Source organism: Rahnella aquatilis CIP 78.65 = ATCC 33071, from assembly GCF_000241955.1.
GTDB classification, from domain to species: Bacteria; Pseudomonadota; Gammaproteobacteria; order Enterobacterales; family Enterobacteriaceae; genus Rahnella; species Rahnella aquatilis.
This window is the reverse complement of the sequence record NC_016818.1, coordinates 2,209,189-2,233,726: the sequence shown is the minus strand read 5'-3', so window position 1 is coordinate 2,233,726 and position 24,538 is coordinate 2,209,189. Positions and strand designations below refer to the sequence as shown.

General features: G+C 55.3%; 23 protein-coding genes. 9 read left to right on the top strand and 14 right to left on the bottom strand.

What is annotated here, in order from left to right; all coding sequences use genetic code 11:
* Positions 1-26 precede the first annotated feature (26 nt).
* The 3 genes from RAHAQ2_RS10265 to fusA all read right to left on the bottom strand — a co-directional run bounded on the left by RAHAQ2_RS10265 (position 27) and on the right by fusA (position 2,819).
* Positions 27-338, bottom strand: coding sequence for a CcdB family protein (locus RAHAQ2_RS10265; protein ID WP_015697164.1), 312 nt, complete (start codon positions 336-338; stop codon positions 27-29).
* Positions 338-631, bottom strand: a complete 294-nt coding sequence (locus tag RAHAQ2_RS10260) for a type II toxin-antitoxin system CcdA family antitoxin (RefSeq protein ID WP_015697163.1) — start codon at positions 629-631, stop codon at positions 338-340. Before RAHAQ2_RS10260 ends, RAHAQ2_RS10265 begins: the two co-directional genes overlap by 1 nt.
* Positions 632-713: 82 nt before the next feature.
* Positions 714-2,819 (bottom strand): elongation factor G, encoded by a 2,106-nt coding sequence (fusA, locus tag RAHAQ2_RS10255; protein WP_015697162.1) that lies wholly within the window; start codon positions 2,817-2,819, stop codon positions 714-716.
* Between the two features lie 237 nt (positions 2,820-3,056).
* Between fusA and RAHAQ2_RS10250 the strand changes: the two genes are divergently transcribed.
* Positions 3,057-3,410 carry an ArsR/SmtB family transcription factor gene (locus RAHAQ2_RS10250; RefSeq protein ID WP_015697161.1) on the top strand — a complete coding sequence of 118 codons (354 nt, stop codon included), beginning with the start codon at positions 3,057-3,059 and terminating at the stop codon, positions 3,408-3,410.
* On the opposite strand, the gene RAHAQ2_RS10245 is transcribed toward RAHAQ2_RS10250, so the two are convergent.
* Positions 3,407-4,324: a LysR family transcriptional regulator gene (locus tag RAHAQ2_RS10245; RefSeq protein ID WP_193785493.1), complete on the bottom strand. Its 918-nt coding sequence runs from the start codon at positions 4,322-4,324 to the stop codon at positions 3,407-3,409. The two genes, RAHAQ2_RS10250 and RAHAQ2_RS10245, sit on opposite strands and share 4 nt — an antisense overlap.
* 123 nt (positions 4,325-4,447) lie before the next feature.
* Here RAHAQ2_RS10245 and RAHAQ2_RS10240 point away from each other — a divergent pair, with 123 nt between their 5' ends.
* From RAHAQ2_RS10240 to RAHAQ2_RS10230, 3 genes are all read left to right on the top strand, one after another.
* Positions 4,448-5,035: a chromate transporter gene (locus RAHAQ2_RS10240; RefSeq protein ID WP_015697159.1), complete on the top strand. Its 588-nt coding sequence runs from the start codon at positions 4,448-4,450 to the stop codon at positions 5,033-5,035.
* Positions 5,035-5,553 carry a chromate transporter gene (locus tag RAHAQ2_RS10235; RefSeq protein ID WP_015697158.1) on the top strand — a complete coding sequence of 173 codons (519 nt, stop codon included), beginning with the start codon at positions 5,035-5,037 and terminating at the stop codon, positions 5,551-5,553. Before RAHAQ2_RS10240 ends, RAHAQ2_RS10235 begins: the two co-directional genes overlap by 1 nt.
* Positions 5,554-5,647: 94 nt before the next feature.
* Complete coding sequence (locus tag RAHAQ2_RS10230) at positions 5,648-7,609, top strand: glycoside hydrolase family 3 protein (RefSeq protein WP_015697157.1); 1,962 nt, start codon at positions 5,648-5,650, stop codon at positions 7,607-7,609.
* A 6-nt stretch (positions 7,610-7,615) separates the two neighbouring features.
* Here the strand turns inward: RAHAQ2_RS10230 and RAHAQ2_RS10225 are convergent, their stop codons facing one another.
* Positions 7,616-8,299: an O-methyltransferase gene (locus tag RAHAQ2_RS10225; protein ID WP_015697156.1), complete on the bottom strand. Its 684-nt coding sequence runs from the start codon at positions 8,297-8,299 to the stop codon at positions 7,616-7,618.
* A 354-nt stretch (positions 8,300-8,653) separates the two neighbouring features.
* Between RAHAQ2_RS10225 and RAHAQ2_RS10220 the strand changes: the two genes are divergently transcribed.
* Complete coding sequence (locus RAHAQ2_RS10220; protein ID WP_037039111.1) at positions 8,654-10,771, top strand: TonB-dependent siderophore receptor; 2,118 nt, start codon at positions 8,654-8,656, stop codon at positions 10,769-10,771.
* 153 nt (positions 10,772-10,924) lie between these two features.
* Here the strand turns inward: RAHAQ2_RS10220 and RAHAQ2_RS10215 are convergent, their stop codons facing one another.
* Together RAHAQ2_RS10215 and RAHAQ2_RS10210 are read right to left on the bottom strand one after the other, a co-directional pair.
* Entirely contained in the window at positions 10,925-11,515 is a 591-nt protein-coding gene (locus tag RAHAQ2_RS10215; protein ID WP_015697154.1) for a TetR/AcrR family transcriptional regulator, read from the bottom strand.
* A 37-nt stretch (positions 11,516-11,552) separates the two neighbouring features.
* The gene (locus RAHAQ2_RS10210) at positions 11,553-12,677 is read right to left on the bottom strand and encodes an HlyD family secretion protein (RefSeq protein WP_015697153.1); all 1,125 of its coding nucleotides are present in this window, start codon (positions 12,675-12,677) and stop codon (positions 11,553-11,555) included.
* Between the two features lie 81 nt (positions 12,678-12,758).
* Between RAHAQ2_RS10210 and RAHAQ2_RS10205 the strand changes: the two genes are divergently transcribed.
* Positions 12,759-14,312 (top strand): DHA2 family efflux MFS transporter permease subunit, encoded by a 1,554-nt coding sequence (locus RAHAQ2_RS10205; protein WP_015697152.1) that lies wholly within the window; start codon positions 12,759-12,761, stop codon positions 14,310-14,312.
* Positions 14,313-14,573: 261 nt separating this feature from the next.
* Positions 14,574-15,494: a L,D-transpeptidase family protein gene (locus RAHAQ2_RS10200; RefSeq protein ID WP_037039107.1), complete on the top strand. Its 921-nt coding sequence runs from the start codon at positions 14,574-14,576 to the stop codon at positions 15,492-15,494.
* Positions 15,495-15,698: 204 nt separating this feature from the next.
* Here RAHAQ2_RS10200 and RAHAQ2_RS10195 read toward each other — a convergent pair whose 3' ends face one another.
* From RAHAQ2_RS10195 to RAHAQ2_RS10175, 5 genes are all read right to left on the bottom strand, one after another.
* Entirely contained in the window at positions 15,699-16,376 is a 678-nt protein-coding gene (locus RAHAQ2_RS10195) for a glycosyltransferase family 2 protein (protein WP_015697150.1), read from the bottom strand.
* On the bottom strand, positions 16,373-16,942 hold the full coding sequence (locus tag RAHAQ2_RS10190) for a DedA family protein (RefSeq protein ID WP_015697149.1): 570 nt from the start codon (positions 16,940-16,942) through the stop codon (positions 16,373-16,375). The genes RAHAQ2_RS10195 and RAHAQ2_RS10190 overlap by 4 nt, the downstream gene beginning before the upstream one ends.
* A gap of 7 nt (positions 16,943-16,949) precedes the next feature.
* On the bottom strand, positions 16,950-18,110 hold the full coding sequence (locus tag RAHAQ2_RS10185) for a ceramide glucosyltransferase (protein WP_015697148.1): 1,161 nt from the start codon (positions 18,108-18,110) through the stop codon (positions 16,950-16,952).
* 130 nt (positions 18,111-18,240) lie between these two features.
* Positions 18,241-20,058, bottom strand: coding sequence for a phosphogluconate dehydratase (gene edd, locus RAHAQ2_RS10180; RefSeq protein WP_015697147.1), 1,818 nt, complete (start codon positions 20,056-20,058; stop codon positions 18,241-18,243).
* A gap of 352 nt (positions 20,059-20,410) precedes the next feature.
* Complete coding sequence (locus RAHAQ2_RS10175) at positions 20,411-20,842, bottom strand: CopD family protein (RefSeq protein WP_015697146.1); 432 nt, start codon at positions 20,840-20,842, stop codon at positions 20,411-20,413.
* A 206-nt stretch (positions 20,843-21,048) separates the two neighbouring features.
* Here RAHAQ2_RS10175 and RAHAQ2_RS10170 point away from each other — a divergent pair, with 206 nt between their 5' ends.
* Together RAHAQ2_RS10170 and RAHAQ2_RS10165 are read left to right on the top strand one after the other, a co-directional pair.
* On the top strand, positions 21,049-21,636 hold the full coding sequence (locus tag RAHAQ2_RS10170; RefSeq protein WP_015697145.1) for a TetR/AcrR family transcriptional regulator: 588 nt from the start codon (positions 21,049-21,051) through the stop codon (positions 21,634-21,636).
* Positions 21,633-22,559 (top strand): DMT family transporter, encoded by a 927-nt coding sequence (locus tag RAHAQ2_RS10165; protein WP_015697144.1) that lies wholly within the window; start codon positions 21,633-21,635, stop codon positions 22,557-22,559. The genes RAHAQ2_RS10170 and RAHAQ2_RS10165 overlap by 4 nt, the downstream gene beginning before the upstream one ends.
* 49 nt (positions 22,560-22,608) lie before the next feature.
* Here the strand turns inward: RAHAQ2_RS10165 and RAHAQ2_RS10160 are convergent, their stop codons facing one another.
* The gene (locus RAHAQ2_RS10160) at positions 22,609-23,667 is read right to left on the bottom strand and encodes an NAD(P)-dependent alcohol dehydrogenase (protein ID WP_015697143.1); all 1,059 of its coding nucleotides are present in this window, start codon (positions 23,665-23,667) and stop codon (positions 22,609-22,611) included.
* 99 nt (positions 23,668-23,766) lie between these two features.
* Complete coding sequence (gene hutC / locus RAHAQ2_RS10155; RefSeq protein ID WP_015697142.1) at positions 23,767-24,516, bottom strand: histidine utilization repressor; 750 nt, start codon at positions 24,514-24,516, stop codon at positions 23,767-23,769.
* Positions 24,517-24,538 lie beyond the last annotated feature (22 nt).

Below are 24,538 nucleotides of genomic sequence, written 5' to 3'. Positions count from 1 at the left end.
ATAAATAAGGCGCAGATATCTGCGCCTTAAATTCCTGTCACCAGTAAATCCAGAGCAGCCACGACATCCGCACGATGAATATCAGCATTAAACTCGGGCTCATGTCGCAACTGCGTTGTACTGATGCTGGTGAGCAGATTTGTCATCAGCACATATTGTTGATTGTGTATACGCACCAGAGGGTGAAGATGCCTGACGGGTCTCAGATTACTGAGTGAAGTCAGCGGGATCACTACCCGTTCGTTCAGCCTTTCAAATAATGGATTCTGGATATCCATAAAATAGGGATAAAGGTTTTTGCCATCCCCCCGGTTTTCATACACATCAAATTGCGCCATTACAATACTCCGCGTCCCTGAGAGAAGAGTCCTGCCTTTTCAGTAAAGGCATTGCATGAATCCATTGCTTGCTGATTTTCTTCTAAAAACAGTGTCCTTTGTTTCTCTTTCACCGCTTCTCCTAATGCTTTATCAAACGTGGCTGACAGGTTAATGCCGAATGCTTTGGCCTGTTCAAGCAGATCGGCACTCAAGGTGACATTGGTTCGCTTTTTATTTCCTGCTATGGATAACATAACACCCTCTTTATACACACATGACATGCGCATAAGAGTGTCACACAATGAAGCCATAATCTATCGCATCCTTTTCAAAAACCAAAAAAACGGCCCTTGCGGACCGTTTTGTCTCTGGCGGAGAGTACGCCTGTTATGCTTATTTTCCACGCGATGCGATGATGTTTTCCGCCACATTGCGCGGTGCCTCGGCATAGTGGTTGAACTCCATGCTGTAGGTTGCACGGCCTTGCGACATCGACCGCAAAACGGTGGAGTAGCCGAACATTTCAGACAGCGGCACTTCGGCTTTGATAATTTTACCGCCACCGCCCGCGATCTCTTCCATGCCCTGCACCGTACCGCGACGCGACGATAAATCCCCCATCACGCCACCGGCATACTCTTCCGGTGTTTCCACTTCCACTTTCATCATCGGTTCCAGAATCACCGGATCGGCACGTTTCGCTGCTTCTTTGAAACCAAAGATCGCCGCCATTTTGAACGCCATTTCCGAGGAATCGACCTCATGGTATGAACCGAAGGTCAGCGTGACTTTCACATCGACTACCGGATAACCGGCCAGAATGCCGTTGTTCAGCGCTTCCGTGACCCCTTTTTCAACCGCAGGGATATAGTCGCGTGGCACCACGCCACCTTTTGTCGCATCGACAAACTCAAAACCCGTGCCCGCAGGCAGCGGTTCGAGCGTGAAGACCACGTGGCCGTACTGGCCTTTACCGCCGGACTGACGCACAAATTTCCCTTCAACATCCGTCACCGTTTTGCGCACCGTTTCACGGTACGTCACCTGCGGTTTACCGATGTTGGCTTCCACGCCGAACTCACGTTTCATGCGGTCAACGATGATTTCCAGATGCAGTTCACCCATGCCGGAAATGATCGTCTGGCCGGATTCCTCATCAGTGCGGATGCGGAACGACGGGTCTTCCGACGCCAGCCGTGACAGTGCGATCCCCATTTTCTCCTGATCGGCTTTAGTCTTCGGCTCGATGGCCTGCGAGATCACCGGGTCCGGGAACTCCATGCGCACCAGCGTAATAATGTCCGACGGGTCGCACAGGGTTTCGCCGGTCGTCACATCTTTCAGCCCGACGCAGGCCGCAATATCACCGGCACGGATTTCGTCAATCTCGATACGGTCATTGGCATGCATCTGCACGATACGGCCAATACGCTCCTTCTTACCACGCACCGGGTTATACACACTGTCGCCTTTTTTCAGCACGCCGGAATACACGCGCACAAACGTCAGCTGGCCGACATACGGGTCAGTCATCAGCTTGAACGCCAGCGCCGAGAATTTCTCGTCGTCATCGGAATGACGGAATGCTTCGTTACCGTCTTCGTCGGTGCCGGCAACCGGGGGAATATCCAGCGGAGACGGCATCAGTTCGATGACGGCATCAAGCATGCGCTGCACGCCTTTATTCTTGAACGCACTGCCGCACAGCATCGGCTGGATTTCACCAGCGATGGTGCGCAGACGCAGCCCTTCGGTAATTTCATCCTCAGTCAGCGTGCCTTCTTCGAGATATTTATCCATCAGCGTGTCATTGGCTTCGGCGGCTGCCGAGACCATTTTCTCGCGCCACTCTTCCGCCAGCGCCTGCAATTCTGCCGGGATCGCTTCATAGGTAAAGGTCATGCCTTGTGTCGCGTCGTCCCATAAAATGGCGCGCATTTTGCGCAAATCCACCACGCCGGTGAAATGCTCTTCTTTACCGATCGGGATCACAACCGGCACCGGATTGGCTTTCAGGCGATCCACCATCATCTGACGGACACGAAAGAAATCTGCGCCCTGGCGGTCCATTTTGTTCACGAAGGCCAGACGCGGCACTTTGTATTTATTGGCCTGACGCCAGACGGTTTCAGACTGTGGCTGCACACCGCCCACGGCGTCGTACACCATCACCGCACCGTCGAGTACACGCATGGAACGTTCCACCTCGATAGTGAAATCCACGTGCCCCGGGGTGTCGATAATATTAATGCGGTGCTCATCGAAGGAGTGATCCATCCCGCGCCAGAAACAGGTCACGGCGGCAGAGGTAATGGTTATGCCGCGTTCCTGCTCCTGAGCCATCCAGTCTGTGGTCGCACCGCCGTCATGCACTTCTCCCAGCTTATGATTCATGCCGGTATAGAAAAGAATACGCTCGGTGGTGGTGGTTTTACCTGCGTCGATGTGTGCTGAGATACCGATATTGCGGTAGCGCTCGATTGGCGTTTTGCGAGCCATATAACGTCCTTACTGGTTGATGGCTAAGTTGGCGGGGAGTGGTTTTCACGTCCCGTCACAAAGTAATGAGTACTAAAATTCTTAATGCGGAGAGTATACTACAATTGTACGTGTATAGTCGTACAATAATTTTATTCTATTGATGAAATTGGGCAGAGGCCGTCGCGTTGTACAGCGGCAGAGGGATAGGCTATATTGCGCGGCCGCCAATGAGCGTCATTAACGTAAAGGAAGAATATGATAGCCAATCACCCGGAGCGCGAGCAGATCCGCCTCGAAAATGTTCTGACTGCGCTGGGAAATCCGTTACGTCTGGCCGTGGTACGCACACTGGCAAAAGGTGGCGAGCATCCTTGCGGGACATTATTGCAGGGACTGTCGAAATCGACGCTGACCCATCACTGGCGCGTATTACGTGACAGCGGTGTCATCTGGCAGCGTCCGGACGGCCGCGCCAATTTGCTTTCCCTGCGCCGCGAAGATCTGGACGCCCGCTTCCCCGGCCTGCTTGATTCTCTGCTCAGCGCCATCGAATCCGACGACATTACGCTGGAATCCACACAGAAACACATTTCCGAACAACATCTTTAACGAACAGTCAGTTGCGATTTTACGAGATCGCAAAACGTATTGATTATAGCCGATGAATGGCTGTCTTCCCGCCGCGCAAGATACAACGGTGCGCTGAGTTGTGTGGTGGCGTCCAGCGGCAAAAATACCACGCCGTCTCCGCCCAGCCGGGTCATGGATTCCGGCACAATAGAAATCCCCAGTCCTGCACCAACCAGGCTCAGGCACGAGGTTAAACGCGGCGCTTCCTGCACAATGTGCGGACTGAAACCGGCGCGGACATACGCCCCCAGTATGGCATCGTACAATCCCTGACCGGCGCGACGACGGTATAATACAAAAGGCTCGTTACTCAGATCTTCGAGTCTGAGTGGCTGACTGGCTGGTGGCGACGCCAGTTTGTGTCCGGCCGGCACTGCCACCCACATCGGTTCCTCCAGCACCTTTTCCATCTCTAATTCCGGCATATCTTTGACCCGCATGCGCACAAAGGCGACATCCAGCTCGCCCGCCACCACGGCGGCCAGCAATTCGCCGCTGCCACTTTCCTCAAGCTGAGTACTGACTGCCGGATAAATTTCCCGATAGCGCCGCAGCAGTGCGGGCACAAAAGTATGCAGCGCGGCGGAACTGGTGAAACCGATGCGGATCCGTCCCTGTTCGCCCTGCGCGGCGCGGTGCATGGCGGCATTGAGCTGAGCGGCGCGCGCCAGCACGGCACGGGCTTCCTGCAATAACACTTCGCCCGCTTCGGTCGGGATCACCCCACGCGGCAGGCGTTGTAATAAAGGGATGCCAAATTCCTGCTCCAGCCCCTGTAACAGGCGCGTCAGCGGCGGCTGCTGGATAAACAGCAGTTCTGCGGCACGGGTAATGCTGCCCGCTTCCACCACGGTGACAAACGCATTCAGACGTTTCAGTTCAATCATAACCATACCTTGAGGGTATCTTTATCCATTAATAAATGCATTAGACATCATGGCACATCCACGCGCATGATCCTTAACAGAATTTACGCCTCTGGCGGCTTTGAATTAACGTTGAGGGAGAGTAGGAAAATGTCAGCGCAAACGCAGGAAAAATTAATGCCTGAGACAGAGGACAATACCGCAGCGCAACCCGATTGCAGGCAACTGTTTATGGGCTTTTTCGTCCTTGGTCTGACCGGTTTCGGTGGCGTGCTGCCGATGGCGCGACACATGCTGGTCGATAAACGCCGCTGGCTGACCGCCGCTCAGTTCACCGAACTGCTCGGGCTGTGTCAGTTTTTACCGGGTGGCAACATCATTAATCTTTCGGTGGCGCTGGGGATGGAGTTTCGCGGGTTGCGCGGCGCATTATCGGCGCTGCTCGGGCTGATCCTCGCGCCGACGATTTGCGTGGTACTGCTCGGTCTGGTGTATGCACGCTATCAGAATGAACCGCTGGTGGAACATCTGTTCGCCGGGATGGCGGCGGCGGCGGCGGCCGGTTTACTGCTCTCGACCGGCATCAAAATGCTCGCCCCGCTGCGGGGTAAATGGCTGCAACTGGCGCTGGTCGCTGTCGGTGTGATGGCAATTGCCGCATTCCGTTTCCCGATGCTGCCGGTCATGCTGGTGCTGGCGCCGGTCAGTATTTTCATCTGCGCGAGGAGTAAATTCTGATGCCGGTTTTACTTTCTCTTGCCCTGTTATTTACCGAACTTTCCGTGATGGCATTTGGCGGCGGAAATACCATTCTCCCCGAGATGCAACGCGCGGTAGTGGAGGTGCATCACTGGATGAGCGCGCAGGAATTCAGTGCCCTGTTTGCCCTGGCGCAGGCCGCCCCCGGTCCGAATATGATGATCGTACCGCTGATTGGCTGGCAGGTTGCCGGATGGTCAGGTTTGCTGGTGTCTTCACTGGCGAAATTCGGTCCGTCGTCGGTTATTACGCTTATCGTGATGGGCGGCTGGAAACGATATAAAGACCGTCCGTGGCGGCAAATCGTGCAGCGCGGGCTGGTGCCGGTGACCGTCGGGCTGGTGGTGTCAAGCGGCTTACTGATCGCCAAAGCCTCTGCCACCACGCTGACGCTTGCGGGGGTGATCGTCTTGTGTACCCTGCTGGCGCTCAGTAAGCGTATCCACCCGTTATGGGTACTGACCGTTGGTGCGGTGCTCGGACTGGCATTCGGCTGACATCATTGCGAAGCAGATCGCAACATTCAGCAGGCAAATAGGTTATTGATGGGGAATTGAGTTCTTCTATAGTTATCAACCATTAAGGACGATGATGAAAATCAAACCTCTGAGCCTTGCTGTCGCTGCCCTGCTGCTTTGCTCACCTTCTGTTTTTGCCGCCGATAACCAACCGGAACTTAGCCAGCGCGACGTAACGCTGCTGACTGTCGACGGTTTACAGTTCAAAGATCTCGATCATTCCGGGAAACTGGAACCTTATGAAGACTGGCGACTGACGCCGGAAGAACGCGCAGCGGATCTGGTGAAACGCATGACGCTGGAGGAAAAAGCAGGGGTGATGATGCACGGCTCGGCCCCGACGGCCAGCAGCCCGGTGGGTGCCGGAACGCATTATGACATGGCAGCGGCGGAAAAGATGATTGCCGGTGCGAAGGTCAACAGTCTGATCACCCGGCTTTCTGCGGACGATCCGGCCATGATGGCGGAGGAAAACAATAAACTGCAGCAGATTGCCGAAAAGACGCGACTGGGTATTCCGGTCACCATCAGCAGTGACCCGCGTAACGCATTCGAGTATCTGGTCGGTGCGAGTACCTCTTCCGGTAAATTCACCCGATGGCCGGAAACCTTAGGACTGGCGGCGATTGGCAATGAGAAACTCACCCGCCGTTACGCCGATATCGTCCGTCAGGAATATCTGGCCGTCGGTATTCGTGAGGCACTTTCACCGCAGGCCGATCTGGCCACAGAGCCGCGCTGGGCACGTATCAGCGGCACCTTCGGCGAAGATCCGACACGGGTGCATAACATGGTGCGCGGGTATATCGAAGGGATGCAAAACGGTCCTGACGGGTTAAATCAGGGCAGCGTGATTTCCGTGGTCAAACACTGGGTCGGCTATGGCGCGGCTGAGAACGGTTTTGACAGCCACAACGTCTACGGCAAAAACGCCGTCTTCCCCGGCAATAATCTCAAAGAACACATCTATCCGTTTACCGGCGCGTTTGAAGCCAACGTCGCCAGCGTCATGCCAACATATTCCATCCTGAAAAATGTTTCCGTGGACGGCAAACCGCTCGAACAGGTCGGTGCCGGATTCAGTCATCAGTTGCTGACCGACATTCTGCGCGGGCAATACGGCTTCAAAGGCGTCATTCTCAGCGACTGGCTGATCACCAGCAATTGCGAAGGCGAATGCCTGAACGGTTCGCCGGAAGGCAAAGAACCGGTGCCCGGTGGCATGCCATGGGGTGTCGAAAACCTGACGCCGCAACAGCGTTTTGTGAAAGCCGTGCTGGCGGGTGTCGATCAGTTTGGCGGTGTGACCAACTCGCAGTTGCTGGTCAGCGCGGTGAATGAAAGGCAACTGACCGGACAACGCCTTGATGAATCTGTTGTGCGTATTCTTGAACAAAAATTCCAGACCGGACTGTTTGAAAATCCGTATGTCGATGTGCAGAAAGCCACCCAAACCGTCGGGCGCGCTGACTGGCAAAAAGAAGCCAATGCGGCGCAGGGACATGCGCTGGTATTGCTGCAAAACACCGATGATGTGTTACCGCTGAAAAAAGGCAAAAAGATCTGGCTGTATGGCATCGAACCGCAGGCCGCGACAGCGGCCGGTTTTACCGTGGTGGATGCGCCGGAGAAAGCCGATATTGCGCTGATCCGCGCCCATGCCCCGTACGAACAACCGCATAAAGCCTGGTTCTTTGGCAAGCGCCATCACGAAGGCTCGCTGGCCTTTACCGGTGACAACGCAGATTATCAGGCGATCGTGAAAGCCAGCAAAGCAGTGCCGACCATCGTCACCGTTTATCTCGACCGTCCGGCGATCCTGACCAACGTGAAGGACAAAGCGAAAGTGATTATTGGCAATTTCGGTGTCAGCGATACCGTGCTGTTTACCCGACTGACCCGCGACGAAGCTTATACCGGCAAGCTGCCGTTTGAACTGCCATCCTCTGAAGAGGCGGTGCTTAAACAACAGTCCGATATGCCCCATGACAGCGAAAGTCCGCTGTTTCCCATTGGCTTTGGTCTGGCGCGTTAAACGTTGTTAACCGGTGACCCGTGCTATCACAAAACCGTCCCAGCCTTTGCTGCCGACGGTTTGCAGCGCGGTCGCCGATAAACGCGGTTCCTGTTCAATCATTTCAATGAAACGACGCACGCCCTGCACCCGGGCGTCGTTGCTGTGAGCATCGGCCACCGCACCCTCCCGCACCACGTTATCGCCGATAATCAATGTGCCTGGTTTTGACAGTTTCAGCGCCCACTCGAGATAAAGCGGATTGTTCGGTTTATCTGCATCAATGAAAATCAGATCAAAGGGGGCTTCTGCCTGAAGCGTTGGCAGCGTTTCGGACGCAGGACCGGTATGTAAGGTAATTTTGTCCTGTAAACCGGCCAGATCAATATTGATTTGTGCGACACGCGCATGGTGCGGATCGGCTTCCAGCGTCACGACTTTTCCGAGCACCGGTAACGCCCGCGCCAGCCAGAGAGTGCTGTACGCGCCGAGCGTGCCGATTTCCAGAACTTTTTGCGCACCGGTGATTTGTGCCAGCAGCGCCAGTAATTTCCCCTGATTGGGGGCCACATCATGCGCGGGTAAACCGGCCAGATGATTATTTTTCAGTACCTGTTCCAGAACCGGATCGCTTTCCACTAAATGACTCACCAGATAGTTATCGACCGCTGCCCATTTCCCGTTGTACTCCTCCTGACTCCCCTGACTCATTTTCGCCTCCCGGCCATGAATTTTTACGTAAAGAACCTGTTTAAAAATCTCACTATTAACCCTAATCACTTCCGGCCATTTTGCTCAGATTTTTTATTGCTTCACGCAAAAAACCCTCATTTTCATCAGGTTAAAAATGCACCACTTCACACTTTTAGCGTAAAGTTCCCTTGAATTTATAAAATAATAATGATAACAATTATCATTAAGTTTAACATCCGTCACGTTTCGGTTAAGTTACCGCCCTTAGCGCGTAACGGCTTTTGTGCGGAACACATGTTGGCTTTTGGTTTCATTACACACGCATCAATTAATCACTCGATCATTATTGAGTTATTTATAGGGATTATGAATATGTTGTTGGCTTTCCCCCTCAAACGCTCAGTGCTCCTGTGCGCCCTGGCACTGGCTGTGCCGGCTGCCTCAATGGCTGCTGAAGACACCGTCGTTGTCAAAGCCGCACCAGCGGATACCGCCGATGCTGCGACGCAGGGTTACAGCGCGAAAACCAGTAAAAGCGCCACCAAAACCGATCAGCCGCTGATCACCACCGGTCAGGCAGTTTCAGTGGTGACGCGTCAGCAAATGACGGATCAGAACGCGACGACTGTTAACGCTGCACTGAACTATACGCCGGGCGTATTCACCAACTTTGCCGGTGGCGCAACGCGTTATGACACGATTTCCCTGCGCGGTTTCCACGGCGGTGATGTCAACAACACCTTCCTCGATGGCCTGCGTATCCTGAGCGACGGCGCGACCTACAACTCCATTCAGGTTGATCCATGGTTCCTTGAGCGTATTGATGTGGTGAAGGGCCCGTCTTCTGCCCTTTACGGCCAGAGCATTCCCGGCGGTGTCGTGGTGGAATCCACCAAGCGGCCGCAGTTTGCAGAAGAAGGCCATTTCCAGCTTTCCGGCGGCACGCAAAACACCAAAGGCGGCGCGTTCGATTATACCAACGCCATCAACGATCAGCTGGCATTCCGTCTGACCGGTATGACCCGCAGCAGCGATACCCAGTACGATCACCAGCGTGAAGAGCGTTACGCGATTTCGCCACAGTTGCTGTGGACACCGGATGAAAATACCTCGCTTTTACTGCGCGCGTATCTGCAAAAAGATCCGTCCGGTGGCTATCACGCTGCGGTTCCGGCTGACGGTAGCCTCTACGGTCAGAAACTGAGCCGTGGATTCTTCGATGGTGAAAGCACGCGCAACCAGTTCAAACGCTGGGAGCAAATCTACAGCTATGAATTCCAGCACGCGTTTAACGACGTCTGGTCGTTCCGCCAGAACGCCAACTACACCCATTCCAATACCGAACTGGATCAGGTGTATCAGGCAGGCTGGAATGCAGATCGTACCGAGATGAGCCGTTATTATTCCGGTGAAAAATCGTCTCTGGACACCTTCGCGATTGATAACCAGCTGGAAGCCGATTTCGCCACCGGCGAACTGGCGCATAAAGTGGTGCTGGGCTTTGATTACTCCCACTTTATCAATGACGTGAAATCTGACGCTGCCTACGCAGAAAACCTCAACCCGTATACTGGTGTGGGCGGTGATGTTCTGGATTATTACAGCCTTAAGCGCGGTAAAAACCGTTATGAGCAGATGGGCACCTATCTGCAAGATGAGATGAACTGGAACAAATGGTATCTGACTCTGTCAGGCCGTTACGACACGCTGAAAACCTCCAGCCGCAGCGAAGAAAGCATCTACGGCACCACCAGCAACAGCGAACGTAAAGACAGTCATTTCAACAGCCGCGCTTCCCTGTTGTACGCCTTTGACAGCGGCATTTCTCCGTACGTCAGCTACAGCCAGGCGATGACACCGTCTGCCCTGCCGGGCGCTGACGGCACGCTGCTAAAACCGATGCAGAGCGAGCAATACGAAGCCGGGATCAAATACCAGCCGGTCGGCACTTCCGATATGTACACCGCAGCGCTGTATGATCTGACGCAAAAAGACGTGGGTAACCGCGTGGTGGTCGGCAGCTACTACGAACCGGCAGGTAAAATCCGTTCACAAGGTCTGGAGCTGGAAGCCAAGAAACAGGTTACCGAACGCTTCAACGTGATGGCCGGTTATACCTATAACAAAGTGCGTATCCGTGATGCGGCTGAGAACAACGGCAACACGCCGTATGTGACGCCAAAACAAATGGCGTCCATCTGGGGTCAGTACAACACGCCGATTGGGGTGGATATGGGGGCAGGTGTCCGTTACATCGGCACCCAATGGGCGGATAACGAAAACACCCGTCACATGCCTTCTGCCACGCTGGTCGATGCGTCACTGCGTATGAATCTGGTGCAGTTTAGCCCGCAGCTGAAAGGCGCGTATGTGCAACTGAATGCCAACAACCTGCTGGACAAAAAATATGTCGCAGCCTGTTACGGCACCAGCTACTGCTACTGGGGTCAGGAACGTACTGTGGTGGCCACTGTAGGTTATGACTTCTGATAGATTTTTCAGCTCCTCCCCCTGCGAAGGGGGAGGCTGGGAGGGGGTTTTAAGGGCTAACACCTTGTTTAAGAAAACCTTAACTTTTTGATTTATTACTTAATACCCCACCCCAACCCTCCCCTTCGCTGGGGAGGGAGCAATTCTGAGAGTTTATTCTTCCTGCAAATTTAACCGCGCTTTCAGCGACGTCTTCGCCCTTTCCAGCAGGGCATCGGATACCTGCCTGTCCGGCTCGCAGCGCGCCAGTGACAAACTGCCCATCAGTTCCGCACTCACCGATATCGCCTGCGTTTGCGGCTCGTTCACGCCCATTTCAGTCAGCTGACGGATAATCATCCCACGGATACGTTCGATGCCGCGCGCGAACTCAGCCTGACAAGGCGCAGGCATGCGTGGTGTTTCTGAGGCCAGCGCCGACACCGGACAGCCCTGTGCACGATTATCACGGTGCCATGGCGACAGGTAAAAATCGATATAGCCCGCCAGTTGCTGCTGCGCCGTCAGACCCTGATTATCTTTATCCCAGCGGGCCATGACCTGATTAAACATCTGTCCGATGGCCGCTTCGATCAGGGCATCTTTCGAGGCAAAGTGCGCATAAAACCCACCGTGCGTCAGACCGGCTTTGCTCATCACGCCCGCCACGCTGACCTGCAACGGCCCTTTGGCGCGGATGGCTTTCGCCGCTTCCTTCACGATCCGCTCGCGGATTTTAGGTTTATGTTCACTTTCGTAGCGCATAGTAACACCCTGATAATCAGAAAATTGCTGTCATAGTTTACCTGACAGGATCGGTTAACGAAACGCGCGCATCCACGGATAATCCGGGGCGCAGCGCCGCTAAATCTGGCTGACCGGCGTCAAGACGGATCCGCACCGGCACCCGCTGAACAATCTTGGTAAAGTTACCGGTGCCCGGCTCAAAGGGCAGCAATGCGAACGTTGAACCGGAACCCGGCGCGAGGCTGTCGACTTCACCGCGAAATGTCACGCCCGGCAGCGCATCCACATGCACGTCCGCGCGCTGTCCCGGCTGCATTCTGCCAGTCTGCGTTTCTTTGAAGTTGGCCGTTACATAAATGCCCTGCTCCGGTACCAGCGTCATCAGCCGCTGACCGGGTGTGACGTAATCGCCAACCTGCACCTGCCGGTTTCCCGCTACACCATCAACGGCAGCAACAATAGTGGTGTGGCTGAGATCCTGCTGCGCCAGCGCTTGTGCCGCCTGCGCTTTCACCACTGCGGCCTTCGCCAGGGCCAGCGCCGCCAGAATTTCTGCCCGCTGGGCGTGTGTCACCGCCGCCTGATTTTGGGCGACATCCAGCATGGCCGCAGCGTGCGCCGAGGTTTGTTCTGCCGTCACCGCCACCGTTTTGTACCGGTCGGCATCATTACGCGATGTGGCACCGCTGACCGCCAGCGACTGATAACGCTGCTGTTCAGCTTCAGCATGTTGCTGTTCCGCACGCGAGGAACGGATCGCTGTACGCGCAGCATTGATTTGGGTGAGCGCCAGATTTTCCTGTGCCTGCTGGCTCAGCAACGCCGCTTCCTGTTGCGCCACCTGTGCGCGGGCATCGTCAAGTTCTCCCTGCGCAGAGGCCAGACGCGCCGTAAACTCTTCGCTGTCGATCAGCACCAGTTTATCTCCGGCGTGTACCCGCTGGTTATGACGCACCAGCACCTTCGACACAAAACCTTTTACTTTTGGCGCAACGGTGGTGGCGTCCGCCGTCAGGTACGCATCATCCGTGGATTCCGACGCGGGCGCCGCCAGTAGCCATGCCGTACCGCCCAGGGCGACCACCAGCGCAATACCGCTGACCACAAAAATGCGCTTTGATCGTTTATGGGCTTTTAATGCCGGGGCCGGGTTCTCTTCACCTGTTATTGCTTCGCTCATTTTTACTTCCACTCATTGCATGATTGCCATCATATTAATATGATGATCATCATATAAACAAGTCCCCGGGATCTCACAAAAATGTCTGCTACCCTGACGCCATCCGCGACGCTTTCGCCTGCGGATTACCCGACATCACGTAAGTTTCTGATTTTCAGTATCATGGCGTTCGGTATGTTTCTGGCGCTGATCGACATTCAGATTGTTGCCGCCTCGTTAAACGATGTGCAGGCCGGGCTTTCCGCCGGACCGGATGAAATCAGTTGGGTACAAACCTCGTATCTGATCGCCGAACTGGTGATGATCCCCTTCTCCGCGTTTCTGACACAGGCACTTTCCACCCGCTGGCTGTTCAGCGCATCGGCAGCGCTGTTCACCCTCAGCAGCATCGGTTGCGGATTGTCGTGGAATATCGAGTCGATGATCTTCTTTCGCGCGTTGCAGGGGTTTACCGGCGGGGCGATGGTGCCGACAGTCTTCGCGACCGGCTTTGCCATGTTTAAGGGCAAGCAACAGGCGCTGATCCCGGCGATCCTTGGCATGGTCAGCGTACTGGCTCCCACACTGGGGCCGACAGTCGGCGGCGTGGTGACACAATTACTTGACTGGCGCTGGATTTTCTTCATTAACATCCTGCCCGGCGCTCTGGTCGCCACCGGTGCCGTACTGTTTATTCATGTGGATAAAGCCGATTTCCCGATGCTTAAACGCATCGACTGGATACATTTATTGTCGATGGCGACAGCGCTCGGTTGTCTGGAATATGTGCTGGAAGAAGGCCCGCGCAAGAACTGGTTCAGCGATCCGCACATCCAGATTTCGGCGTGGTTCTCGCTGGTGGCCTTTGTCTTGTTTCTCGAACGATCCTTTTATTCCAAAAACCCGATCGTTCGCCTGACGCCCTTCCGTGACCCGACATTCACCTTCGCCTGTCTGTTCAATCTGGTGGTCGGTTTTGGTCTTTATGCCTCAACGTACCTGACGCCGGTTTTCCTTGGCCGCATCCGCGATTTCAACAGTCTGGAAATCGGCACAACGGTGTTTGTGGTCGGCGTCGGGCAATTCTTCAGCACGATTATTGCCGCCAGATTAATCAACCGCGTTGACCGGCGGATACTGATCAGCGTGGGTTTATCCGGTTTTGCCCTGAGTTTATGGCTGACGACCGCCGTGACCCCTTACTGGGGAGCAGAACAGTTTTTCTGGCCGCAGGTGGTGCGCGGCCTGTTCATTATGTTGTGCATCGTGCCGAGTGTGAACATGGCGCTGACTGCGTTTCAGGGGCCTGAACTGCGCTACGCCTCCGGGCTGTTTAATCTGATGCGTAATCTCGGCGGCGCGGTGGGTATTGCCACGGTGAATACCTGGTTGCAGGACTGGACCCGGGTACATGCGGCACGTTTCGGTGAATCACTGGGGCAATACGGGGATCATGCGCAGGAAGTAATAGGATCGCTGGCGCAAAAAATCGGCCACCTGACGCCTGACACAGCGCAGGCATTGCTGATGGCGAAAGGCGTGTTTGGCACGGAAGTGGCGGCGCAATCTCTGACGCTGGCGTTCAATGACATCTTTCAGGTCATGGCCTGGATGTTTATTGCCGCGCTGGTCATGGTGCCGTTTTGCCGTAAATAAGCGCAGGAATGTGAAGGAAATGTGCAGGCTGCCGCAAAAAATGCGGTTGTGGCAGGGAACTTTTCGAACAAGGTGAGAAAGCTTTGGCCTGTTTGAAATAAATCCTTATAATTAGCGGCCCTGAAATGCGATTCGTTACACATACCGGATCCCTTTCAAGTGCTATGTGCAAGTACACTATTCCTCCGGCCGGTTTCGATCGGATCGGGGGGAATTAACATCCTGACAACTGCCAGTGTGGCATTAACGACCAACGAAAATATGAAAATGAGCATTCGCGCAATCCTTACCCTGGTTTTGGCAGTTGCTGCATATAGCCAGGCGTCTTTTGCTGTGGTCTACCCTCTTCCGGCCAATAATGGTCGTCTGGTCGGTGAAAACATCACAGTTACTGTTCCGCAGGGCAGCAGCCTGCCGCTGGAACATTTTGCAGCGCAATACCAGATGGGTTTGAGCAACATGCTCGAAGCTAACCCTGGCGTTGACCCGTACCTGCCAACCCCGGGCACCGTGCTGACCATTCCTCAGCAACTGATCCTGCCGGAAACTCCGCATGAAGGCATCGTAATCAACAGTGCTGAAATGCGTCTGTATTATTACCCGAAAGGCACCAATACTGTGGTCGTGCTGCCAATCGGTATCGGTGAACTGGGTAAAGACACCCCGATGAACTGGGTCACTACCGTTCAGCGTAAAAAAGCCGGTCCGACCTGGACCCCGACGGCGAAAATGCATGAAGAATATGCTGCCCGTGGTGAATTCCTGCCAGCCGTCTTCCCTGCCGGCCCGGACAATCCGATGGGTCTGTACGCATTGTACGTTGGCCGCCTGTATGCGGTTCACGGCACCAACGCCAACTTCGGTATCGGTCTGCGCGTGAGCCACGGTTGTGTGCGTCTGCGTGATGCCGACATCAAATGGTTATTTGACAACGTCCCGCAAGGTACCCGCGTTCAGTTCATCAACGAGCCGGTGAAAGCCACCGTTGAGCCAGACGGCAAACGTTATGTTGAGATCCACAACCCGCTGTCCTCTAACCAGGAAGAGTTTGATTCTCAGCAACCACTGCCAATCACGCTGACCGGCAGCGCAAGCAGTGTATCGATGGATCCTGCGGTCAATCAGACGGTGGTTCAGCGCGCTATCGAGATGCGTTCCGGTATGCCAGTTCAGATCAACTAATTGCGTCCCCGACGTTTTAGTGAAAAAGCCCCGCGACTGTCGGGGCTTTTTTTTGAGTTGAAAAGTATCAACCTATATCAGGACTGGTCATTTCTTAAAGTTCGGGGTATCAAACTTGTGGGTGCCGGTCAGCGGCGTACCGGAGACTTTATGGGAGATTAATGCCGCGATGCAGACAGCAGCGGGACAAAAAGGCACGCACATTCAGGCGCCGGCTTTGCGCTTAAGGCAGATAATTTGCCGCACGGCTTCGCGCAAACTGATGGTACGGAATATATCGCGCATCATCGACACATCAGCCTGTAATCCGCGCAACCAGCCGATTTTTGCGGCTTTATACGGGCTGATAACGTCCGGCCATCTGACGACCTGCAGGCGAAATCCGGCGGCAATCCAGCGCTGATTGATCCAGACTTCCAGCCCGAAATGCGGCAACCGGCGGATCTCCCCGAGATGCTTTGCCACTAACCCGCGCGCAAACACCCGCTCACCGGAAATATAATCCAGTCCGATAAACCGCCAGACCCACGGGCTGTTACGCCTCAGGCTTATCGTGACATCCGCCTGATGTTGCATCACCGGCCGGATGAGCGCGGTAATATCGTCATCACTCAGCCCGACAAGATCCGCATCCAGCATCAGCAGATGGCTGCCCGTTGCCGCAGCAATGCCTTCGGCCACGGCAAAACTTTTACCGCGATTTTCAGGCAGGCTGATCACCCTGACGTTCCTGCCCTGCGCGATTTGCGCGGTGTTATCGGTGGAACCGTCATCCACCACGATAATCTCCAGCAGCAAAGGATGGTTCTGCACCACATCCAGCACCCTGCCGATACGACCGGCCTCATTGTGTGCCGGAATAATGCAACTCACCGTGATCATTGTTTAGACCTTACCCAGAGCACACCCGTCACGGCCAGCAGGATGAACAGGCCAAGGGATACCCAGGCTATCCAGTTGTTCACCTCTGCGATGATATCGCCGGACACCCAGCCGATGCCCAGAAGAAACAGGCTTTTGGGAATGGCTGCGACGATGTTATAGAACAGAAAAGGCACCAGCGGCATCCGCGCCATTCCCGCGCCGGTCAGCACCAGTGCGCCAGCGGAATGGGTCAGCTTGGCGATCACCAGCAACCGCCCGCCTTTGCGATCAAAACTTTTCACCATTTTTTCCAGCCGTGGTTGTGTCAGCCCGAGACGGGCCAGCCAGCCGGGCGGTTGTCCGTCAGCTTTGATCACCCAGCGCCCGAGCGAGTAAAAAATGATATCCCCCAGCACTTCTCCCACCATCACCACGGTAAACATGGCGGACACGCTGAAATAGCCGAGACGTGCGAAATAGCCCGCAATCACCGTCACTACCGGCCCTTCAAGGATGGCCAGCGGCGTCATGATCAACAGGCCGTGCGTTCTGATAAGCGTTTCGAGTGTTTCAAGAGAAAACATACTGTCCTTATTTCCCTGAGTGCTGACTGGCAGACACCGGTTGTTTTTTAGCTAAGTGCCTTTCCCCCAACATCGTGCCGCGCCACGTAAAGCCGCGTCCGGTCCAGCACCATAACCACAAGGCAGGCAGCAGAATATCGCGGATGCACATCGCCAGAATATCTCTTGGCTGATGCGGCCAGCCGAGCGCTTTGGCCAGCGCCCATTCGCCGCCATACCACAACACAAAAAGCGCGGGCGGTGCAAACAGGGGTAAATCACCGCGGAGGGTCAGCCAGACCACTGCCGCCAGCGCAGGCAGGAAACCCATAATAATTTCCGGCACAAACAGCCAGAAAAAACCGGCACGCCGGATGCGCGCCCAGCGCAGTTGTCTGCTCCAGACCGCTTCCAGGCTGCGATGCCCGATGGGCTGCGCAAAAGGTTGCGCGGGCAGACGGACTTTCAGCCCCGCACGGCGTACCAGTTTGGTTGAGGCGACATCTTCCGCCAGCTCACTGCCCAGCGCGGCCATTCCGCCGCCATTATCAAGCACCTCGCGCCGCCAGCACAGCGTTTTCCCCTGCGCAAAACCGTTACCGAGAAAATCCGACAGATACTGCCAGCGCGCCTGATGTGTATTCAGCATCGCAGCTTCTACGGCACCCCATAAATTCTCCGGGATCATTCCGACTGCCGGAGAACTCACCAGCCCGGTCTGACTGTCAAAGGTATTCGCCAGTGAACGCAGATAATCCGGCGGTAACAGCAGGTTGCTGTCTGCCATCGCCACCACGCCTGCGGTGGTATTGTTCCAGGCCTTATTAAGATTATTCACTTTCGGATTGGCGGATATCCTGTCATCGCCAATCAGCAGGCGTGCAGGCTTATCGGGGAATTCCGCCATCAGTTTCTCCACCAGCGGGATCACCGGATCAAACCGTGACGCCACACAGAACACAATTTCGTAAGCGGGATAATCCTGATAAAAACTGGAGCGCATGGTCTCCTCTTCGAAGGCGTTATGCCCGCACAACGGCCGCACCAGCACGATAAATTCCGAGGTTTCATGCGCTTCATCGCGCGGAACGCCGCTGCGCATCCGCCACCAGGCGATGATGAGAGAGGAAAACTGAAGGGTGATCAATATGCTGCCAATCGTGGCGGTCACTGCGGTGTTTAATACCATGACGATGCCCCTTTATTGAAAATATCTGCGGTGAGAATTCCAGACTTCTGGCAGTCAGAACGCTCATCCTACAGACGTTACGTTAAGGAATTCTTAAAGGGGCATCGCGGAGAGATATTCTCCGTCACGTTCAGTTAAAAGTAATGCAGCAGGCGCCCTGTTCCGCGCCGGAAAGCTGACTGCGCAAGGCGCTGAACAGCTCACGCCCGCAACCGATATGCTCTGCGCTCAGATCAGGCTGACAGGCTTTTCGTTCAGCCAGTTCGCCAGCGTCAACCCGCAATTCGAGTTCGCCGGTTCGCCCGTTGACGCAGATAATGTCACCGTCTCGCACTTTTGCTAACATGCCGCCGCAGAAAGCCTCCGGTGTCACGTGGATGGCGGAAGGCACTTTGCCGGAAGCGCCGGACAAGCGGCCGTCGGTGACCAGCGCGACACGGAATCCGCGATCCATTAATACCCCCAGCGGTGGCATCAGTTTATGCAGCTCAGGCATGCCATTGGCCTGCGGCCCCTGAAAACGTACCACCACCACACAATCGCGGTTCAGCATACCGGCCTCGAATGCGGGCACGATGTCATGCTGGCTTTCGAACACCACAGCAGGCGCTTCGATAATCTGATTATCCGCGGGCACCGCCGAGGTTTTCATCACCGCACGCCCCAGATTGCCCGACAACACTTTGGTGCCGCCATGATGCTCAAACGGCTGTTGCACGCTGGCGATGACGTTTGTGTCGGGCGAATGCTCCGCTGCTCCGCGCCACGCCAGCACGCCGTTTTCCAGCCAGGGTTCCTGCGTATAACGCGCTAACCCGAAACCGGCCACAGTATTAACATCGTGATGCAACAGGCCATTTTTCAGCAACTCGCGCACCACCTGTTGTACGCCGCCTGCGGCCTGGAACTGGTTGATGTCCGCCGGGCCGTTCGGGTAAATGCGGCATAACAACGGCACGGCATCAGACAATTCAGAGAAATCATCCCAGTTGATGATAATGCCTGCCGCCCGTGCCATGGCGACCATGTGCAGGGTCAGATTGGTGGAACCGCCGGTCGCCAGCAGCGCAACAATGCCGTTCACCACGGTTTTTTCGTCTACCATCTGGCCGAGCGGCTGATAGTTACCGCAGGTTTCGGTGAGACGGGTGACCTGCCGCGCTGCCGCGCCGGTCAGCGCATCGCGCAGTGCGCAATCTGGCGGCACAAACGATGCACCCGGTAAATGCAGCCCCATCACTTCCATCATCATCTGATTGGTGTTGGCGGTGCCATAAAATGTACAGGTGCCGATGTCGTGATACGACGCGGCTTCCGCTTCCAGCAATGCCTGACGGTCCACTTTGCCTTCGGTATAAAGCTGACGTACGCGCACTTTCTCTTTATTTGGCAAACCGGTGCTCATCGGCCCGGCGGGCACAAACACCGCAGGCAGATGGCCGAATGACAGCGCCGCCATCACTAAGCCCGGCACGATTTTATCGCATATGCCCAGATACAACGCACCGTCGAACATGTTGTGTGAAAGGCCGATGGCCGCCGACATCGCAATCACATCGCGGCTCATCAATGACAACTCCATGCCGTCCTGCCCCTGCGTGACACCGTCACACATTGCCGGGACACCGCCCGCCACCTGCCCGACCGCACCCACCGATTTCAGGGCGTCTTTCAGACGTTGCGGATAAAGGCCGTAAGGCTGATGCGCCGACAGCATGTCGTTGTAGGCGGTAATAATGGCGATATCGCTGCGTACCCAATTTTTCAGGGAATTCTTTTCATCCGGCTGGCAGGCGGCAAAGCCATGCGCCAGATTGCCGCACGCAAGCCGGGCGCGGTGAACGGTTTGCGAACGGGCAGCGTCCATACGGGCCAGATAGGCTTCACGGGTTTTCGCAGAACGTGCGGTAATGCGCTGCGTCACGCGGACTAACGCTTTATTAATCATAGTATTCCCCCTTCTAAAACATCGTAAAAGCCATCCGGCCGACACCGGTATCTTCCGGAACGCTATTGATGTTTCTTCCTCGACGTTACCGGTAACATGTTATCGGTAACATTATCAGAGGGATTGGTATCTGTGACAATCCGCCCGGACCGGGGAAAATCATTAATGTGATCGGCATCGAAGTTAATGATTAGCGGTGAAACATATCCCGGGCAGGGATTAACAGAGGGATAACATGCACGAAAAACTGACAGTGGCGTGATTTTTGCCCTGTACTTAATTTAATACGCCATAAAAAGAAGCCCGCAAATTTGGGGGTGCAGTCCAAATTTGCGGGCTTTTGGTGGCACCTTTAAAAAGGCCTGATGATCGCCAGAATGCCGATGAGGATCACGCCGACAATAATCACCGCACCGGCATTGCGCACCAGCGCAAAATCTTTGACCGGCTGACCGGTGGCGCGGCGGCGTAAATCGCCTGAAAGCAGGCCGTGCAGCGCGGAGAGAACCAGCACTATCACCATTTTTATCAGCAGCCAGGCGTGCGGAAATTTGCCATAACTGACGATCATCACAATCCCGGCCACCCAAAGCAGGATCATCGCCGGGCTGGTGACACTGCGCGTCCATTTGCGTACCGTCACGAGCAACAACCTCTGCCCTGCGCTTTCCGCTGCACCGGATGTCTGCGAACAGGCCATCGACACCAGCGCCATGACCAGCATGCCGCCAATCCACAATACGCCCGCAATCACGTGCAAGGCATTGAGCCATTCATGAAGCATTTTTATCCCTCCGGAAGTTAACAATAATTCTGCCTGCGGCGGATGACCTCAACCTGCTGTCTCTCCACGGCTTTTAGCGGATTATGTCTCTTTCCCTTACTAAAGGCACGGTTAAGTCGTCACTTTTTCTTATTCTCAGCCGGTGTTTACAAGAAGTAGGTAGACTGGTATACCTACCTATCATCTGAACAGCGCGAGATAAATAAATGCCCCTGACTGAATCCGCTCCTGAAAGCGCACGCGACCGGCTGCTCGGTGCCGCCCGCGTTTTGTTTTATAACGACGGCATTGCCGCGACCGGGATTGATGCCATCGTCAAACGTGCCGGTGTCGCCAAAAAAAGCCTCTATAACAATTTCGAATCCAAGGCCGAACTGGTCGCGACGTACATTGAAATCCGTCATGACGAATGGCTGGGGCTGTACGCCCGACGTGTTAAAAAAGCCAAAACGCCGCAGGAAAAAGTGCTCGCCGTATTTCAGGCCTATGACGATCACGCTGAATTTGCCTATGAACATGGCTTTCGTGGCTGCGGGTTGCTGAATGCCGCCGCCGAACTGCCCGCCGGAGCGCCCGGCAGGCAGGCCGTGCGCGGGCATAAAGAACATGTTGAAGCCATCGTGACCACGCATCTTCTCGAACTGTTCCCGGATGACGAGGCCAAAGCCCGGCTGATGGCACGACATTTTTCATTTTTACTGGAAGGCGCGATTTCACGTGCGGGCCTGGAAGGCAACGGTCAATGCGTCCGTCAGGCGATGGCGATGGCGGCCTCAATGATGGAGGCACCATGATGATAACGCCTCGTGAGCGTATGACAGGCGTACTCGCGGTGGTATTTGCTTCCTTTCTCTGGGGGACAACCGGTACGGCCGCGACATTTGCGCCCGAGGTCAGCCCGCTGGCGATTGGTGCGGTGGCGATGGGGCTGGGCGGATTATTGCAGGCGCTGATTTCCGCCAGCGGGATGGTCGCCAGCCGGGCAACACTGCTGAAAAACTGGCGCATGTTACTCACCGGCGCGCTGGCAGTCGCGGTTTATCCGCTGGCGTTTTACGCATCGATGCACCTGGCGGGCGTTACGGTCGGCACGGTGATTTCCCTCGGTTCCGCCCCGCTGTTATCCGCGCTGATTGAATATTATCTCGACGGACAACGCCTCAGCCGCCGCTGGATGACCGGCGCGGCCATGGGTGTGGCGGGTATGGCGTTACTGTGCATCGGGAAAAGCACAGGCCATGCCGCCGCCGGTCAGGGCGACTACGCGATTGCCGGTGTGGCGCTCGGCCTGATTGCCGGACTGACTTACGCACTCTACTCGTGGGCCGCGCGTCATTTAATGCAGCGCGGCGTCCCTTCCCGCGCGGCAATGGGTGCCACGTTCGGGCTCGGCGGTGTGCTGCTGATGCCGGTGCTGTTAGTGACCGGTGCGCCCCTGCTGGCGTCATGGAATAACGCCCTGGTCGGCGCCTACATGGCGCTGATCCCGATGTTTGTCGGTTATGTCTGTTTCGGTTATGCCCTGGCCCGCATTCCGGCCAGCATGGCAACCACCCTGACGCTGCTGGAACCGGCGGTCGCCGCAGTACTGGCGGCGGTGATTGTCGGCGAACGGCTGTCACCGGTGGGCTGGACAGGCATCGGGCTGGTGGTCGCGTGCCTGATTTTTATCACCGTGCCGCTGAAAAGACGCGCCGCATTACCGGTTTCTGCCTGAAAAAATGGCTCCCGCAGGAGCCATGGTTGTCTTAATTTGCTGCGACAGTTCAGACCGTGGCAGGCGCGGCCAGCGAAGCCATATCAATCACAAAACGATAGCGCACATCGGCTTTTTCCATACGCTCAAACGCTTCGTTAATTTCATCCATGCGGATCATTTCGCAATCCGGCAGAATGTTTTTCTCCGCACAGAAATCGAGCATTTCCTGCGTTTCGCGGATCCCGCCGATTGGCGAACCGGCCACGCGACGACGGCCTAACAGCAGCGGGACAGTGTTAAATTCTTCCATCGGCCCGACCTGCCCGACCAGCACCAGCGTACCGTCCACATCCAGCAATGGCAGATACGGCGTGATGTCGTGTCTGACCGGCACGGTATCGATGATCAGATCGAAATGATCGTGTGCCTGCGCCATCGCGTCACTGTCCGCGCTGACCAGCAGACGGCCTGCGCCTAATTCCAGCGCATCGGCTTCTTTGGCATTTGAACGGCTCACCACCGTCACATCTGCACCCAGACCGACCGCCAGTTTCACTGCCATATGCCCCAGACCGCCCAGACCAATCACGCCAACACGGCTGCCCGGTTTGACGTTCCAGGTTTTCAATGGTGACCAGGTGGTAATACCGGCGCACAACAGCGGCGCGGCTTTGGCGAGATCTAACCCTTCCGGCATACGCAGACAAAATTCCTCGCGCACCACTAAATGCTTGGAGTATCCGCCCTGCGTCGGCTCTTTGGTGAAACGGTCATAACCGGCGTACGTGCCGGTGTTACCTTCGCGGCACAACTGCTCTTCACCTTTTTTGCACTGATCGCATTCCTGACAACTGTCCACCATGCACCCCACGGCGACATGATCACCCAATTTGTAGCGGGTGACGCCTTTACCAATACTGGTGACACGCCCGACGATTTCATGACCGGGAACAATCGGATAATAACTCCAGCCCCAGTCATTTCTTGCGGTATGTAAATCGGAATGGCAAACGCCGCAATACAGAATTTCCATCGCGACATCGTTATCACGCAGGCCGCGGCGTTCAAACGTATACGGCGCCAGCGGTTTTTTCGGATCGTAAGCAGCAAATCCAACAGTTTTCATCAGTCAACTCCTGAGTCGTTAATGACGCATTCACTATAGAATTTACCGCCGAAGTCACAAGCCACAGTTCTCCTGAATCCTTGCCTGATCCTGTTCAGTTTATTTCTTAAAGCTGCCGAACATTTTGTAGCGTCCGCCCGGATATAACAGCCGGGCGCAGGTCACCACTTTTTCATGATGCCAGGTGCGGCGCAGGGTTTGCAGGCACGGTTCGGTCTGCTCAATATTCAGCAGGCGCTGCTCGTCGTTACCGGCCATCACCGCTTCAATAGTATGCTCGCCCGCCGTCAGCGGTGCCCGTTGGGTCAGATAGGCAAAAGGGGTTGTTTGAGTGAAGTCCTGCTGTAAATACAACGGCGCAATGTCCGGATTCACCAGCCGGTCCTCAAGCTGCACCGGAATGTCATTTTCGTAATGCACAATCACCGAATGAAACAACATCACGCCGGGCGGCAACATAAATTTCATCGCCACGCTGTCACTGGCAATTTGCTCCCCCAGGTGCAATACGCGGGAGGTATGAAAATGCCCGCGACTTTTGATCTCGTCAGAAATGTTATTCACTTCCAGCATCGGCGTGAAGGCTTTCATTTCATTCACAAAGGTGCCGACGCCCTGCAAACGCAGCAGATAGCCCTCGGTGGTTAACTCGCGCAATGCCCGGTTGATGGTCATCCGGCTGAACCCCAGCTCGGCGACCAGTTCACTTTCTGAAGGCACACGCTGATGCGGCTGCCAGTGTCCGTGCAGGATCTGATTAATGATCCCCTGTTTCACCTGCTTATACAGCGGAGAAGGCTCGTCTCCGGCATCCGCAATGACTTCTGATAGCGTTCTGTTTGATGACATCATTCCTGCCTTGTATGTCGCA